This window comes from Polaromonas sp. P4_F6 (assembly GCF_056401275.1).
The window spans coordinates 148,162-162,021 of record NZ_JBFUJQ010000003.1 but is presented as its reverse complement, the minus strand read 5'-3'; the positions used below and the strand labels follow the sequence as shown (position 1 = coordinate 162,021).

The 13,860-nt window shown below is 60.4% G+C and carries 20 protein-coding genes; 17 read left to right on the top strand and 3 right to left on the bottom strand.

Features of this window, described 5'->3' with window-relative positions; all coding sequences use genetic code 11:
• The first annotated feature begins 5 nt into the window (after positions 1-5).
• From rpsG to AC1DUN_RS10105, 15 genes are all read left to right on the top strand, one after another.
• Positions 6-479 carry a 30S ribosomal protein S7 gene (gene rpsG / locus AC1DUN_RS10175; RefSeq protein ID WP_011481226.1) on the top strand — a complete coding sequence of 158 codons (474 nt, stop codon included), beginning with the start codon at positions 6-8 and terminating at the stop codon, positions 477-479.
• Between the two features lie 222 nt (positions 480-701).
• Positions 702-2,804 carry an elongation factor G gene (gene fusA, locus AC1DUN_RS10170; RefSeq protein WP_477713842.1) on the top strand — a complete coding sequence of 701 codons (2,103 nt, stop codon included), beginning with the start codon at positions 702-704 and terminating at the stop codon, positions 2,802-2,804.
• Between the two features lie 146 nt (positions 2,805-2,950).
• On the top strand, positions 2,951-4,141 hold the full coding sequence (gene tuf / locus AC1DUN_RS10165) for an elongation factor Tu (RefSeq protein WP_036840184.1): 1,191 nt from the start codon (positions 2,951-2,953) through the stop codon (positions 4,139-4,141).
• Positions 4,142-4,165: 24 nt separating this feature from the next.
• Positions 4,166-4,480, top strand: coding sequence for a 30S ribosomal protein S10 (gene rpsJ / locus AC1DUN_RS10160; RefSeq protein ID WP_007838118.1), 315 nt, complete (start codon positions 4,166-4,168; stop codon positions 4,478-4,480).
• A 217-nt stretch (positions 4,481-4,697) separates the two neighbouring features.
• Complete coding sequence (gene rplC, locus AC1DUN_RS10155; RefSeq protein ID WP_007866493.1) at positions 4,698-5,381, top strand: 50S ribosomal protein L3; 684 nt, start codon at positions 4,698-4,700, stop codon at positions 5,379-5,381.
• Positions 5,381-6,001 carry a 50S ribosomal protein L4 gene (gene rplD, locus AC1DUN_RS10150; RefSeq protein ID WP_007866495.1) on the top strand — a complete coding sequence of 207 codons (621 nt, stop codon included), beginning with the start codon at positions 5,381-5,383 and terminating at the stop codon, positions 5,999-6,001. Before rplC ends, rplD begins: the two co-directional genes overlap by 1 nt.
• Positions 5,998-6,333 carry a 50S ribosomal protein L23 gene (rplW, locus tag AC1DUN_RS10145; RefSeq protein WP_007866498.1) on the top strand — a complete coding sequence of 112 codons (336 nt, stop codon included), beginning with the start codon at positions 5,998-6,000 and terminating at the stop codon, positions 6,331-6,333. The genes rplD and rplW overlap by 4 nt, the downstream gene beginning before the upstream one ends.
• Entirely contained in the window at positions 6,333-7,157 is an 825-nt protein-coding gene (gene rplB / locus AC1DUN_RS10140) for a 50S ribosomal protein L2 (RefSeq protein WP_074578631.1), read from the top strand. Before rplW ends, rplB begins: the two co-directional genes overlap by 1 nt.
• A gap of 9 nt (positions 7,158-7,166) precedes the next feature.
• Positions 7,167-7,445, top strand: a complete 279-nt coding sequence (rpsS, locus tag AC1DUN_RS10135; protein WP_007866503.1) for a 30S ribosomal protein S19 — start codon at positions 7,167-7,169, stop codon at positions 7,443-7,445.
• A gap of 9 nt (positions 7,446-7,454) precedes the next feature.
• Positions 7,455-7,784 (top strand): 50S ribosomal protein L22, encoded by a 330-nt coding sequence (gene rplV / locus AC1DUN_RS10130; protein ID WP_007866508.1) that lies wholly within the window; start codon positions 7,455-7,457, stop codon positions 7,782-7,784.
• Positions 7,785-7,796: 12 nt separating this feature from the next.
• Complete coding sequence (rpsC, locus tag AC1DUN_RS10125) at positions 7,797-8,702, top strand: 30S ribosomal protein S3 (protein WP_007866518.1); 906 nt, start codon at positions 7,797-7,799, stop codon at positions 8,700-8,702.
• A 24-nt stretch (positions 8,703-8,726) separates the two neighbouring features.
• On the top strand, positions 8,727-9,143 hold the full coding sequence (rplP, locus tag AC1DUN_RS10120) for a 50S ribosomal protein L16 (RefSeq protein ID WP_007866520.1): 417 nt from the start codon (positions 8,727-8,729) through the stop codon (positions 9,141-9,143).
• A gap of 12 nt (positions 9,144-9,155) precedes the next feature.
• Positions 9,156-9,365 (top strand): 50S ribosomal protein L29, encoded by a 210-nt coding sequence (gene rpmC / locus AC1DUN_RS10115; protein WP_007866523.1) that lies wholly within the window; start codon positions 9,156-9,158, stop codon positions 9,363-9,365.
• Entirely contained in the window at positions 9,362-9,631 is a 270-nt protein-coding gene (gene rpsQ / locus AC1DUN_RS10110; RefSeq protein WP_007866526.1) for a 30S ribosomal protein S17, read from the top strand. The genes rpmC and rpsQ overlap by 4 nt, the downstream gene beginning before the upstream one ends.
• A gap of 227 nt (positions 9,632-9,858) precedes the next feature.
• Positions 9,859-10,365 carry a peroxiredoxin gene (locus AC1DUN_RS10105; protein WP_007866529.1) on the top strand — a complete coding sequence of 169 codons (507 nt, stop codon included), beginning with the start codon at positions 9,859-9,861 and terminating at the stop codon, positions 10,363-10,365.
• Between the two features lie 58 nt (positions 10,366-10,423).
• Here AC1DUN_RS10105 and AC1DUN_RS10100 read toward each other — a convergent pair whose 3' ends face one another.
• Both AC1DUN_RS10100 and AC1DUN_RS10095 read right to left on the bottom strand, forming a co-directional pair.
• Positions 10,424-10,912, bottom strand: coding sequence for a GNAT family N-acetyltransferase (locus tag AC1DUN_RS10100; protein WP_477713841.1), 489 nt, complete (start codon positions 10,910-10,912; stop codon positions 10,424-10,426).
• A 91-nt stretch (positions 10,913-11,003) separates the two neighbouring features.
• Positions 11,004-11,690 (bottom strand): cytochrome b/b6 domain-containing protein, encoded by a 687-nt coding sequence (locus tag AC1DUN_RS10095; RefSeq protein WP_477713840.1) that lies wholly within the window; start codon positions 11,688-11,690, stop codon positions 11,004-11,006.
• Between the two features lie 201 nt (positions 11,691-11,891).
• Between AC1DUN_RS10095 and AC1DUN_RS10090 the strand changes: the two genes are divergently transcribed.
• Entirely contained in the window at positions 11,892-12,347 is a 456-nt protein-coding gene (locus AC1DUN_RS10090; protein WP_477663916.1) for a c-type cytochrome, read from the top strand.
• Between the two features lie 155 nt (positions 12,348-12,502).
• Here AC1DUN_RS10090 and AC1DUN_RS10085 read toward each other — a convergent pair whose 3' ends face one another.
• On the bottom strand, positions 12,503-13,018 hold the full coding sequence (locus AC1DUN_RS10085) for a TlpA disulfide reductase family protein (RefSeq protein ID WP_477713839.1): 516 nt from the start codon (positions 13,016-13,018) through the stop codon (positions 12,503-12,505).
• Positions 13,019-13,031: 13 nt separating this feature from the next.
• On the opposite strand from AC1DUN_RS10085, the gene AC1DUN_RS10080 reads away from it, so the two are divergent.
• Positions 13,032-13,745, top strand: a complete 714-nt coding sequence (locus AC1DUN_RS10080; protein WP_477713838.1) for a DUF4197 domain-containing protein — start codon at positions 13,032-13,034, stop codon at positions 13,743-13,745.
• Positions 13,746-13,860 lie beyond the last annotated feature (115 nt).

Below are 13,860 nucleotides of genomic sequence, written 5' to 3'. Positions count from 1 at the left end.
AAAAAATGCCACGTCGTCGCGAAGTCCCTAAACGTGAAATTCTTCCTGATCCGAAATTTGGCGATGTTGATCTCGCCAAGTTCATGAACGTGATCATGCAAGGCGGCAAGAAGGCCGTCGCAGAGCGCATCATTTATGGCGCGCTCGACTTTATCGAGAAAAAGAACCCCGGCAAAGATCCGCTCGAGGCCTTCCACATGGCCATCGGCAACATCAAGCCCATGGTTGAAGTGAAGTCCCGCCGCGTCGGCGGCGCCAACTACCAGGTGCCGGTTGAAGTGCGTCCTGTCCGCCGTATGGCCCTGGCCATGCGCTGGCTCAAGGAAGCCGCCAAGAAGCGCGGCGAGAAGTCCATGTCGCTGCGCCTGGCCAATGAGCTGATGGAAGCGACCGAAGGCCGTGGCGGCGCCATGAAAAAGCGTGACGAAGTTCACCGCATGGCAGAAGCCAACAAGGCATTCAGCCACTTCCGCTTCTGATTGTTGAGCGCAGTATTTGCTGCGCTGAATTGAGGGGTTGCCGGGTGATTTGAAGGTGTGAGCCACCTTGATCGCCGGCGGTTCAGCCCCAGTTTCTGCCAGCCGGGTGTCGTGCACAACATGATTCCCTGCAGGCAGACGCGTAGAAGAAATGAAGGATGTCCGGGTGCCGGGCAGTCTTTCAACGAGTCTTTGTTCGTAACCCCGAACTGAAAGTAATTTATGTCCCGCGCTACCCCCATTCAAAACTACCGCAACATTGGTATCTCCGCGCACATCGACGCCGGCAAGACCACCACCACCGAGCGGATCCTTTTTTACACCGGCGTGAACCACAAGATTGGTGAAGTGCACGACGGCGCAGCGACCATGGACTGGATGGAGCAGGAGCAGGAGCGTGGCATCACGATTACCTCCGCCGCCACCACCTGCTTCTGGCGCGGCATGGACACGTCCCTGCCCGAGCACCGCATCAACATCATCGACACCCCTGGCCACGTGGACTTCACCATCGAGGTGGAGCGTTCCATGCGCGTGCTTGACGGCGCCTGCATGGTGTACTGCGCCGTGGGCGGCGTTCAGCCCCAGTCCGAAACCGTCTGGCGCCAGGCCAACAAGTACAAGGTTCCTCGCCTTGCGTTCGTCAACAAGATGGACCGCACCGGCGCGAACTTCTTCAAGGTCGTTGAGCAGATGAAGCTGCGCCTGAAGGCCAGCCCCGTGCCCATGGTGATCCCCATCGGCGCCGAAGAAAACTTCACCGGCGTGGTCGACCTGATCAAGATGAAGGCCATCATCTGGGACGAAGCGTCCCAGGGCATGAAGTTCACCTACAGCGAGATTCCCGCTGAGCTGGTGGCGACCGCCAAGGAGTGGCGCGAGAAGATGGTCGAGGCTGCTGCCGAGGCGTCTGAAGAGTTCATGAACAAGTACCTCGAAGAGGGCGACCTGACCGAAGACGAAATCAAGCTGGGCATCCGCACGCGTACCATCGCCAGCGAAATCCAGCCGATGTACTGCGGCTCCGCCTTCAAGAACAAGGGCGTGCAGCGCATGCTGGACGCCGTGATCGAATTCATGCCTTCGCCCRTGGACATTCCGCCCGTGAGCGGCACCGACGAAGACGAAGCGCCTGTGTTCCGCAAGGCCGATGACGAAGAAAAGTTCTCCGCATTGGCCTTCAAGCTGATGACTGACCCGTTCGTGGGCCAGCTGACCTTTGTGCGCGTGTATTCCGGCGTCCTGAAAAAGGGCGACAGCGTCTACAACCCGGTCAAGGGCAAGAAAGAGCGTATCGGCCGTATCGTGCAGATGCACGCCAACAACCGTGAAGAAGTCAGCGAAATCCGCGCCGGCGACATCGCCGCCTGCGTGGGCCTCAAAGACGTGACCACCGGCGAAACGCTGTGCGATCCCGATGCCATCGTCATGCTCGAGCGCATGGTCTTCCCCGAGCCCGTGATTGCACAGGCCGTGGAACCCAAGACCAAGGCCGACCAGGAAAAAATGGGCATCGCCCTGCAGCGCCTGGCGCAGGAAGATCCTTCTTTCCGCGTCAAGACCGACGAAGAATCCGGCCAGACCATCATCGCCGGTATGGGCGAGCTGCACCTGGAAATCATTGTCGACCGCATGAAGCGCGAATTCGGCGTGGAAGCCAACGTGGGCAAACCCCAGGTGGCCTACCGCGAAACCATCCGCAAGACCGTGGAAGAAGCCGAAGGCAAGTTTGTGCGCCAGTCCGGCGGTAAGGGTCAGTACGGCCACGTTGTGCTCAAGATCGAACCCAACGAAGCCGGCAAGGGCATCGAGTTCGTCGACGCCATCAAGGGCGGTGTGGTTCCCCGTGAATTCATCCCCGCCGTGGAAAAGGGCATCAACGAAGCCGTCACGTCTGGCGTGCTGGCCGGCTACCCCGTGGTCGACGTCAAGGTCACGCTGCACTTCGGTTCGTACCACGACGTGGACTCGAACGAACTGGCCTTCAAGATGGCTGCCATCTTCGGCTTCAAGGAAGGCTGCAAGAAGGCCGGCCCCGTGATTCTGGAGCCGATGATGGCTGTGGAAGTCGAAACGCCTGAAGACTACGCCGGCAACGTGATGGGCGACCTGTCCTCACGCCGCGGCATGGTGCAGGGCATGGAAGACATGGTCGGTGGCGGCAAGGCCATCAAGGCCGAAGTGCCGCTGTCGGAAATGTTCGGTTATTCGACCACGCTGCGTTCGATGTCGCAGGGCCGTGCAACGTACTCCATGGAGTTCAAGCACTACTCTGAAGCTCCGCGCAACGTGTCGGAAGCCATCATGGCTGCCCGCGCCAAGTAAGTAACCCCGGCTGCCGGTCCCATGTGGGCCGGCGGCTTTTTTTCTTGTCTGCGATTGTGTGCCGCTTTGTACCCGTGCGAAGCGAACCAGCAACACAGTGCAGACGTTAAACCGTACACGGGCATGTTCTTTATCTGGAGAGAAAAATGGCAAAAGGCAAATTTGAGCGGACCAAGCCGCACGTCAACGTAGGCACGATTGGCCACGTGGACCATGGCAAGACGACGCTGACGGCGGCGATCACGACCGTTCTGGCATCGAAGTTCGGCGGCGAAGCCAAGGGCTACGACCAAATTGACGCGGCACCGGAAGAAAAAGCGCGCGGTATCACGATCAACACCGCCCACGTCGAATACGAAACGGCCAATCGCCACTACGCGCACGTGGACTGCCCCGGCCACGCCGACTATGTGAARAACATGATCACCGGCGCCGCCCAGATGGACGGCGCGATCCTGGTGTGCTCGGCCGCTGACGGCCCCATGCCCCAGACCCGYGAGCACATCCTGCTGGCCCGCCAGGTGGGTGTYCCTTACATCATCGTGTTCCTGAACAAGTGCGACATGGTCGACGAYGCCGAACTGCTCGARCTCGTTGAAATGGAAGTGCGCGAACTGCTGGACAAGTACGACTTCCCCGGCGACAAGACCCCCATCATCCACGGCTCGGCCAAGCTGGCCATGGAAGGCGACAAGGGCGAACTCGGCGAAGGCGCGATCTTCAAGCTCGCCGAAGCCCTGGACACCTACATCCCCCTGCCAGAGCGCGCTGTTGACGGCGCCTTCCTGATGCCCGTGGAAGACGTGTTCTCCATCTCCGGCCGCGGCACCGTCGTGACCGGCCGTGTCGAGCGCGGYGTGATCAAGGTCGGCGAGGAAATCGAAATCGTCGGTATCAAGGACACGCAAAAGACCACCTGCACCGGCGTGGAAATGTTCCGCAAGCTGCTGGACCAGGGCCAGGCCGGCGACAACGTCGGTATCCTGCTGCGCGGCACCAAGCGTGAAGACGTCGAGCGCGGCCAGGTGCTGTGCAAGCCCGGCTCCATCAAGCCGCACACGCACTTCACCGGCGAGATCTACGTTCTGAGCAAGGACGAGGGCGGCCGCCACACGCCTTTCTTCAACAACTACCGTCCCCAGTTCTACTTCCGCACGACGGACGTGACCGGCGCGATCGAGTTGCCAGAAGGCAAGGAAATGGTCATGCCTGGCGACAACGTGTCGATCACCGTCAAGCTGATCAACCCGATCGCCATGGAAGAAGGCCTGCGCTTCGCCATCCGTGAGGGCGGCAAGACCGTCGGCGCCGGCGTCGTGGCCAAGATCATTGCGTAATTCTGAAAAAACCAAGGAATTACCATGGCCACCAAGCAAAAAATCCGCATCCGCCTGAAGGCGTTTGACTACAAGCTGATCGACCAGTCGGCAGCTGAAATCGTTGACACCGCCAAGCGCACCGGCGCGATTGTCAAGGGCCCCGTGCCCCTGCCAACCCGCATGAAGCGTTTCGACATCCTGCGTTCGCCCCACGTCAACAAGACGAGCCGCGACCAGCTGGAAATCCGCACCCACCAGCGTCTGATGGACATCGTGGACCCCACGGACAAAACCGTGGACGCCCTGATGAAGCTCGACCTGCCGGCCGGCGTGGACGTCGAAATCAAGCTGCAGTAAGCGAAAAATCGGGGTTTCGGCCACAAGCCGGGCCCCAAATCGACAGGTTTTAGCCCAGGTTTGCCATTTTTGGCAGCCTGGGCTATACTCTTGGGCTGTCCATTGCATATTGGCTTTGTTGCCGGTATGGATTGGACGGTTTTATTAACTGTCTTTCACATCAAAACGTCTGCGGCCAATTGAAGTCGCAGCGGTGAAAGTTACGAAAGAACACATCATGAGTCTGAGCAACTCCCTCGGGTTGCTGGGCCGCAAAGTTGGCATGATGCGTCTGTTCACGGATGATGGGGACACAGTTCCTGTCACCGTGGTGGATGTATCCAACAACCGCGTGACCCAGGTTAAAACCGAAGCAAATGACGGCTACGATGCCCTTCAAGTGGCATTTGGCGCACGCAAAGCATCGCGCGTGACCAAGCCGGCCGCCGGCCACCTTGCGAAAGCAGGCGTTGAAGCTGGTGAAATCCTGAAAGAATTCCGCGTGACGCCCGACGTCGCAGGCAAGTATGCCGCCGGCACCGTTGTGCCCGCAGCCGACGTGTTTGCCGTGGGCCAGCTGGTGGACGTGCAGGGCACCTCCATCGGTAAAGGCTACGCAGGCACCATCAAGCGCCACAACATGAGCTCGCAGCGCGCGTCGCACGGTAACAGCCGTTCGCACAACGTTCCCGGCTCCATCGGTATGGCGCAGGATCCCGGCCGCGTGTTTCCCGGCAAACGCATGACGGGCCATCTGGGCGACGTCACCGTGACCACGCAAAACCTCAATATCGTGCGCATCGACGAAGCCCGTCAGCTGCTCATGATCCGCGGCGCTGTGCCTGGTTCCAAAGGTGGTTTTGTCACGGTTCGCGCCGCGATCAAGGCCAAGCCCGCCAACGCTGCTAAAGGAGCGAACTGATGCAGGTCGAACTCCTGAATGACCAAGGTCTGGCCTCGTCCAAAGTGGACGTGCCCGATACCGTGTTTGGTCGCGAATACAACGAAAGCCTGGTTCACCAGGTGGTCGTGGCCTTCCAGGCCAACGCCCGCCAAGGCACCCGTGCCCAGAAGGACCGTGAGCAGGTTCGTCACTCGACCAAGAAGCCTTTTAAACAAAAGGGCACCGGTCGCGCACGTGCCGGTATGACGTCTTCGCCCCTGTGGCGCGGCGGCGGTCGTATCTTCCCGAACATGCCTGACGAAAACTTCACGCAGAAGATCAACAAGAAGATGTACCGCGCCGGTATGGCGTCCATCCTCTCGCAGCTGGCCCGTGAAGGCCGCCTGGCTGTGGTTGACTCCCTGACCGTGGATTCGCCCAAGACCAAGGTCCTGGCCGACAAGTTCAAGGCCATGAATCTCAACTCGGTGCTGGTCATCGCTGATGAAGTCGATGAAAACCTGTACCTGGCTTCCCGCAACCTGGTGAACATCCTCGTGGTTGAGCCCCGTTACGCCGATCCGGTGTCGCTGGTCCACTACAAGAAGGTTCTGGTCACCAAGGCCGCCATGGACCAACTCAAGGAGATGTTCGCATGAGCGCCCGTAACCCATCTTCTCCAAAACTGAAATTCGACGAAGGCCGCCTGATGCAGGTCCTGGTCGCGCCCATCGTGTCCGAAAAGGCCACCATGATCGCCGACAAGACCAATGCCGTGACCTTCAAGGTGCTGCAGGATGCCACCAAATTTGAAATCAAGGCCGCTGTGCAGTTGATGTTCAAGGTGGACGTCCAGTCGGTCGCCGTTCTCAACATCAAGGGCAAGACCAAGCGCTTTGGCAAGTCCATCGGCCGCCGCGACAACGTTCGCAAGGCCTATGTGACGCTCAAGCCCGGTCAAGAGCTCAACCTCGGCGGGGAGACTGCGTAATGGCTGTCATTAAAATGAAACCCACCTCCCCCGGCATGCGCGGGATGGTGAAGATCTCCCGGGATCACCTGCACAAGGGTGAGCCTTACGCGCCGCTGCTGGAACCGCAATTCCAGAAGGCCGGCCGTAACAACAACGGGCACATCACGACGCGCCACAAAGGCGGCGGTCACAAGCACCACTACCGTGTGGTGGACTTCAAGCGCAACAAGGACGGCATTCCGGCCAAGGTCGAACGCATCGAGTACGACCCCAACCGTTCCGCCCACATTGCCCTGCTCTGCTACGCCGACGGCGAGCGCACCTACATCATCGCCCCCCGCGGCCTTGAAGTCGGCGCCACGCTGGTGAGCGGTTCGGAAGCCCCGATTCGCGCCGGCAACACGCTGCCCATCCGCAACATTCCCGTGGGTTCCACCATCCATTGCATCGAGATGCAAATCGGCAAGGGCGCGCAAATCGCCCGCTCCGCCGGCACCTCGGCAACGCTGCTGGCCCGCGAAGGTACCTACGCCCAGGTGCGTATGCGCTCCGGTGAAGTTCGCAAGATCCACATCGAGTGCCGCGCCACCATCGGTGAAGTCGCCAACGAAGAACACAGCCTGCGCCGCCTCGGCAAGGCCGGTGTGAAGCGCTGGATGGGTATTCGCCCGACCGTTCGCGGTGTGGTGATGAACCCGGTTGACCACCCGCACGGCGGTGGTGAAGGCAAGACCGGCGAAGGCCGCCATCCTGTCGATCCATGGGGTAACCTGACCAAGGGCTACCGCACCCGCAACAACAAGCGCACGCAAGTGATGATTGTTTCGCGTCGCAAGAAGTAAGGCTAACCCATGACACGTTCACTCAAAAAAGGTCCGTTTGTCGACCATCATTTGGTAGCAAAAGCCGACAAGGCCGTTACCAACAAGGACAAAAAGCCGATCAAGACCTGGTCGCGTCGCTCCATGATCCTGCCCGAGTTCATCGGCCTGACCATCGCCGTGCACAACGGCAAGCAGCACGTGCCTGTCTACATCACCGATCAAATGGTTGGCCACAAGCTGGGCGAGTTCGCACTCACCCGGACTTTCAAAGGTCATCCGGCTGATAAAAAAGTTGTGAGAAAGTAAGGAAAGACCATGGAAACACGTGCAACCCTCCGGGGCGTTCGTCTGTCGGTCGACAAAGGCCGTCTGGTCGCTGACCTGATCCGCGGCAAGAAAGTGGATCAAGCCCTCAACATCCTGAATTTCACGCAGAAAAAAGCTGCTGGAATCATCAAGAAGGTTGTTGAGTCCGCCATCGCCAACGCTGAACACAACGATGGTGCCGATATCGACGAACTGAAGGTGAAAACCATCTACGTCGAACAAGGCGCCACGCTCAAGCGTTTCTCCGCGCGCGCAAAAGGCCGCGGCAACAGCATCAGCAAACCCACGTGCCATGTGTACGTGGTAGTTGGCAACTAAAGGCAGCAGGATATGGGACAAAAAATCAACCCAACCGGGTTTCGCCTTGCAGTTAGCCGCAACTGGGCCAGCCGCTGGTACGCAAGCAACCGTGACTTCGCCGGCATGCTGGCCGAAGACATCAAGGTTCGCGAGTACCTCAAGGCCAAGCTCAAGAACGCAGCGGTTTCGCGCGTTCTGATCGAGCGCCCCGCCAAGAATGCCCGCATCACGATCTTCTCGGCACGTCCGGGCGTCGTGATCGGCAAAAAGGGCGAGGACATCGAGAACCTCAAGAAAGAACTGAGCCGCCAGCTGGGCGTGCCGGTCGCCGTGAACATCGAAGAAGTTCGCAAGCCTGAAATTGATGCCAAGCTCATCGCCGACAGCATCACGCAGCAGCTTGAAAAACGCATCATGTTCCGCCGTGCGATGAAGCGCGCCATGCAAAACGCCATGCGTCTGGGTGCCCTGGGCATCAAGATCATGTCGTCCGGCCGCCTCAACGGCATTGAAATCGCTCGCTGCGAGTGGTACCGCGAAGGCCGCGTGCCTCTTCACACCCTGCGCGCCGACATCGACTACGGCACCTCCGAAGCCAAGACCACCTATGGTGTGATCGGCGTCAAGGTCTGGGTCTACAAGGGCGACACGCTGGGCCGCAACGATGCGCCCGGCGCCAAGATGGTGGAAGTGCCTGACGAAGAACGCAAACCACGCGGCCCCCGCCGTGATGCGCGTCCTGGTGATCGTCCAGGCAGCGACCGTCCCGCTCCCCGTGGTGCTCGCGCACCGCGCGGCGCGACCAACACCGCCCCGGCGGATGGAAGCGACAAGCCGGCTGAAGCTACCCCTGGTAGCGAAGCCCCGAAAACCACCGTTAAGCGCGTCCGCAAAGCCGCGCCAGCTGCAGCAGCTGACGGTGCCAAGACCGAGTAATCGGTCTATTAACGGAGAATCAAAATGCTGCAACCCGCTCGCAGAAAATACCGCAAAGAGCAAAAAGGCCGCAACACCGGCGTCGCAACCCGGGGTTCCTCGGTTGCGTTCGGTGACTTCGGTCTCAAATGCACCGACCGTGGTCGCCTGACTGCTCGTCAAATTGAAGCCGCGCGCCGCGCGATTTCCCGTCACGTCAAACGTGGCGGCCGTATCTGGATCCGCGTCTTCCCGGACAAGCCGATTTCCCAAAAGCCCGCTGAAGTGCGTATGGGTAACGGTAAAGGTAACCCGGAGTACTACGTGGCTGAAATCCAGCCCGGCAAGATCGTCTTTGAAATCGTCGGTGTGCCTGAAGAGCTGGCCCGCGAAGCGTTCCGCCTGGCATCCGCCAAGCTGCCGCTGCGCACCACCTTCGTCAGCCGCATGATCGGCCAGTAAGGGGAAATGACAATGACCAAATCTACTGAACTGCGCCAAAAAGACGTTGCCGGCCTGAAAGCTGAAGTCAAAGAGCTGCAAAAAGCCCACTTTGGCCTGCGCATGCAAAAAGCCACGCAGCAACTGACCAACACTTCCACGCTGCGTTCCACGCGTCGCAGCATCGCTCGCGCCAAGACCATCCTGGCCGAAACCATCGTCAAGCAAGGAGCCAAAAAATGACGGAAGCTAAAAAATCCCTCAAGCGCACCTTGATCGGCAAGGTGGTGAGCGACAAGCGCGCCAAGACCGTGACGGTCCTGGTTGAGCGCCGTGTGAAGCACGAGCTCTACGGCAAGATCGTGTCCCTGTCCAGCAAGTACCACGCCCATGACGAAAAGGGCGAGTACCACACGGGCGACGTGATCGAGATCACCGAAAGCCGCCCGATCTCCAAGACCAAGAACTGGGTTGTAACCCGTCTGGTCGAAAAGGCTGCGATCGTTTAAGTCCCAGGTTTACCTGGAGCTGGCGTCAAGTCACTCTCTCAAAAACGGCTCACTTTGGTGGGCCGTTTTTGTTTGTGCCGGTGCTTGCCGATGTTTGTGTGCCGCTTCCCCGAAGATGACCTTCAGAGGCGAGCCAGTTTCCGTACAGTGAGCGCACGCTTGCCGTCCCCGCACTACACTTCGAGGGTTGATTTCCAACCCCTTCATTATTCTCAGAGGAGCACACCATGATCAAAGTAGGCGACACCCTTCCTGCCACCACGCTGATGGAATTTTCCGAAGTCGAAGGCAACGGCTGCAGCATAGGCCCCAACCCGGTCGACGTGGCCAAGGCCTCGGCCGGCAAGACCATTGCCCTGTTTGCCCTGCCCGGCGCGTTCACGCCCACCTGCTCGGCCAAGCACGTGCCCGGTTATGTGGAGAAATTCGCCGAGTTCAAGGCCGCCGGTGTCGATGAGATCTGGTGCCTGAGCGTCAACGACGCCTTTGTCATGGGCGCCTGGGCGCGCGACCAAAAGACCGGCGACAAGGTGCGCATGCTGGCCGACGGCAGCGCCGACTTTGCGAAAGCCGCGGGCCTGACGCTGGACCTGACGGCGCGCGGCATGGGCCTGCGCAGCAACCGTTATTCCATGCTGGTCAAGGACGGCAAGGTCGCCAGCCTCAATGTGGAAGGCCCCGGCAAGTTTGAAGTCAGCGATGCGGCCACGCTGCTGGCGCAAGCCAAGGGCTGAGAGGAGACTCCTCGCCAGGAAGCCACCGCGCGCAAGCCCGGTGGCTTTTTGTTGGGCCCTAGAGATCCACCTTGAGGTAATGCGCCCCCGCAATGGGGTTGTGATAGTAGGGCGGGATCTCGGCAAAGCCAAGCTCGGCATACAGCGCGCGCGCCGACTCCATATCGTCCAGCGTGTCCAGCAGCACCGAGTGGTAACCCGCCACACGCGCTGCGTCCAGGATGGCCTCCGCAAGCTGGCGGCCCAGGCCGAGGCGGCGAAAGGGCTTGCGCACATAAAGGCGCTTCATCTCACCGGCATTGGGATAGTCGACCGAATCCAGCGCGCGCAGCGCGCAGCAGCCCGCGACTTCACCGTCCACCAGCGCCAGCAGCAGCGCGCCTTCGGGCTCATCGTATTCACCGGGCAGCTCGGCCAGTTCGGCCTCAAAGTTCTGGAAGCACAGGTCCACGCCCAGCTGCTCGGCATACTCGCGAAAGATCAGCCGCGTGGCGGCCAGCTCTTCGGGCGAGTCGGGTGTGATGAACTGGATGGAAGGACGCTGCACGGGGTCGGCGGTGAAAGGTCGACAACCAGTTTAACGTGATTTGCCGCCGTCGCCGGCCAGCGCAAGCCCGGCCCCGGCCTGCCGCGGAGCCTCAGAAAGCCGGTGCCGCCAGCGTCGAAACCCAATAGGCCACGCCGGCGCAAACCGCGAGGATCAGCACCGCCGCCACACGCGACACCGTGTCATCGCGCGAGGGCGGCGCCTGCACCACCAGCTCCTTGTCGCCGTGCAGCATGGCGCCCACCAGGTTGTGCTTGCGGCTCAGGTAAAAAACGATGGCCGCGATGTGCAGCAGCACCAGCGCCAGCAGCACCCACTTGCCGATGTTCTTGTGGTAGTTGGTCGTCAGGCTGACCGTGGCGTTGGAGACAAAGCGCGTCAGCGGGCCGGCAAAAGCGATCTCGTCGTCGCTGAGCAGCCCCGTGCCGACCTGTGCCACCAGGAAACCCAGCATGGCGAACACCGACCCCGCGCCTATCGGGCTGTGGCCGATACCGTGCTCGGGCTTGCCCTGGCCCTTGAGGTAGTTGATGACGCTTTGCGGCGCATAAATGAACGCACCAAAACGGGACCAGCGCCCACCCACCAGGCCCCACACGATGCGAAACAGCAACAAGGCCAGCACCGTGTAGCCGAAGCGGAAGTGCCAGACCATGGCGTTGCCGCCCACGGTGCCGGTGATGGCCAGGCCGATGACGCAGGCCACCAGCGCCCAGTGGAAAACCCGCGTGGGCAGGTCCCACACTCGCACCTTGTGAAGATTTTTATTGGTGTACACGCTCACTCCTCGTTCATGTGGGTTGTTTTATGCAAGGCATTGTCCGTGGCCGTCCCGCTGCAGGCTTGGTGCTTTCCCGTAGTGCATAAGTTCCTGCGGAACTTATCAGGCTTGGCTAAACTCAGCCACATGGCAGCAGGCCCAGCACGCTGCCATGGCCCGTCATCGACCATATCCTAAAAAAACCTCACGAGGAAAACCATGAAATTTTTCGCCAGCATCGCAGCGGCCGCCACCCTGGCGGCCATGGCCGCCCCGGCCTCCGCGCAGTTCGCCAAACCGGAAGACGCCATCAAATACCGCCAGAGCGCGCTGTTTGTCATGGCCCAGCATTTCGGCCGCGTCGGCGCCATGGCCAACGGCCGTGTTCCCTTCGACGCCAAAGTCGCTGCCGAGAACGCCGATATCGTGGCCGACATGGCCAAGCTCCCGTGGGCTGGTTTCGCACCCGGCACCGACAAGGGCGGCAACACCAAGGCCAAGCCCGAAATCTGGACCGAGCAGGCCAAGTTCAAGGAAGGCCATGAAAAGCTGGTCGCTGAAACCGCCAAGCTGGCCGCCGCCGCCAAAACCGGCAACCTCGATACGCTGAAGACCGCTTTTACCTCCACGGCCGGCACCTGCAAAGCTTGCCACGACGCGTACCGAAATCAGTAACACCCCGTCGGACGCTCACTTCGTGTAGCGCCTTCCCCCCTTGCAGGGGGCTGCGCCTGCGGCCTGGCAAAGCCAGTTCCGCGGCCCATGCTCGAAAGAGCAATAAAAAAGCCGGTTCGTTTGAACCGGCTTTTTTGTTGCGAAATCCAATCGCGTCAGGTCTCGGCGAGCAGCTTTTCAATCAACTGGTGCAGCGCCGCAAAATCCGGCTCGCCCACATACTGCTTGACGATCTCGCCGCGCTTGTTCACCAGGTAAGTGGTCGGCGTGAGCTGCACGTCGCCCCAGGCCTTGGCGACCGCGCCGGTGTTGTCGATCGCCACCTTGAAGGGCAGCTTGCGCGTTTCGGTGTAATTCACGACATAGCTGGGCGGGTCGTAGCTCATGGCCACGGCCAGGGTGTCGTAGCCCTGGCTCTGGTATTTGTTGTAGGTGGAAATCACCTTGGGCATCTCGGCCACGCAGGTCACGCAGCTGGTGGCCCAGAAGTTAACGAGGGTGACCTTGCCCTTGAGGTCGGCCGTGGTTTTCTTGCTGCCGTCCAGCAGCACGAAGGTCGACTCGGGTGCGGCCTGCGCGCCGCTGCATCCGGGCAGGCTGGCGAAAGCCGCCAGTGCCAAAATACCGGCCAGCGCCATGCGGCATACTGTCCAGCTGGATGTCAATTTCATGGGAGACCTCATCATGCAACGTCGCAATTTTAACCAAGCCGGCGTCAGCGCGTTGGGCGCACTGATATTGGCCACTTACCACCAGGCCCAGGCACTGTCGCTGGGCGACCTGTCCGGCATCAGCAACGCAGACGCCAGCGCCGGCCTCAAAACCGCCCTTGAAAAGGGCGCCATCGCGGCCGTCGCCCTGCTGGGCAAGACGGATGGATTCCTCGGAAACCCAAAAGTTCGCATTCCTTTGCCCGGTTACCTTGAAGACGCGTCGAAACTGCTGAAAAACTTCGGCCAGGGCAAGCGCATCGACGAGCTGGTCACCTCCATCAACCGCGCCGCCGAAGCGGCCGTGCCCATGGGCAAGGACCTGCTGGTCAATGCGGTACGCACCATGAGCGTGACCGATGCCAAGAACATCCTGACCGGCGGCGAAACCTCGGTCACCACCTTTTTCGCGGAAAAGACGCGCGCGCCGCTGGGCGTCAAATTCCTGCCCGTGGTCACCAAGGCCACCGAAAAGGTCGGGCTGGCCAACAAGTACAACGAGTTCGCCGGCAAGGCCGCCGGTTTCGGCCTGGTCAAAAAAGAAGACGCCAACATCCAGCAATATGTCACCGGCAAGTCCCTGGACGGCCTCTACCTCATCATCGGCGAGGAAGAAAAGAAGATCCGCCAGGACCCGGTGGGCACCGGCAGCGCGATCCTCAAGAAGGTCTTCGGGTCAATGAAATAAAAAGTTCTAACGAACTTGGGGGCTAGGCGTGGCGAAGGACTGAGCGCGCCGGTGCTGCGCCTCATCCTCTATCTGGAGGAGGCGAAGCATTTCCTTACATAGTGTTGGTAAATGT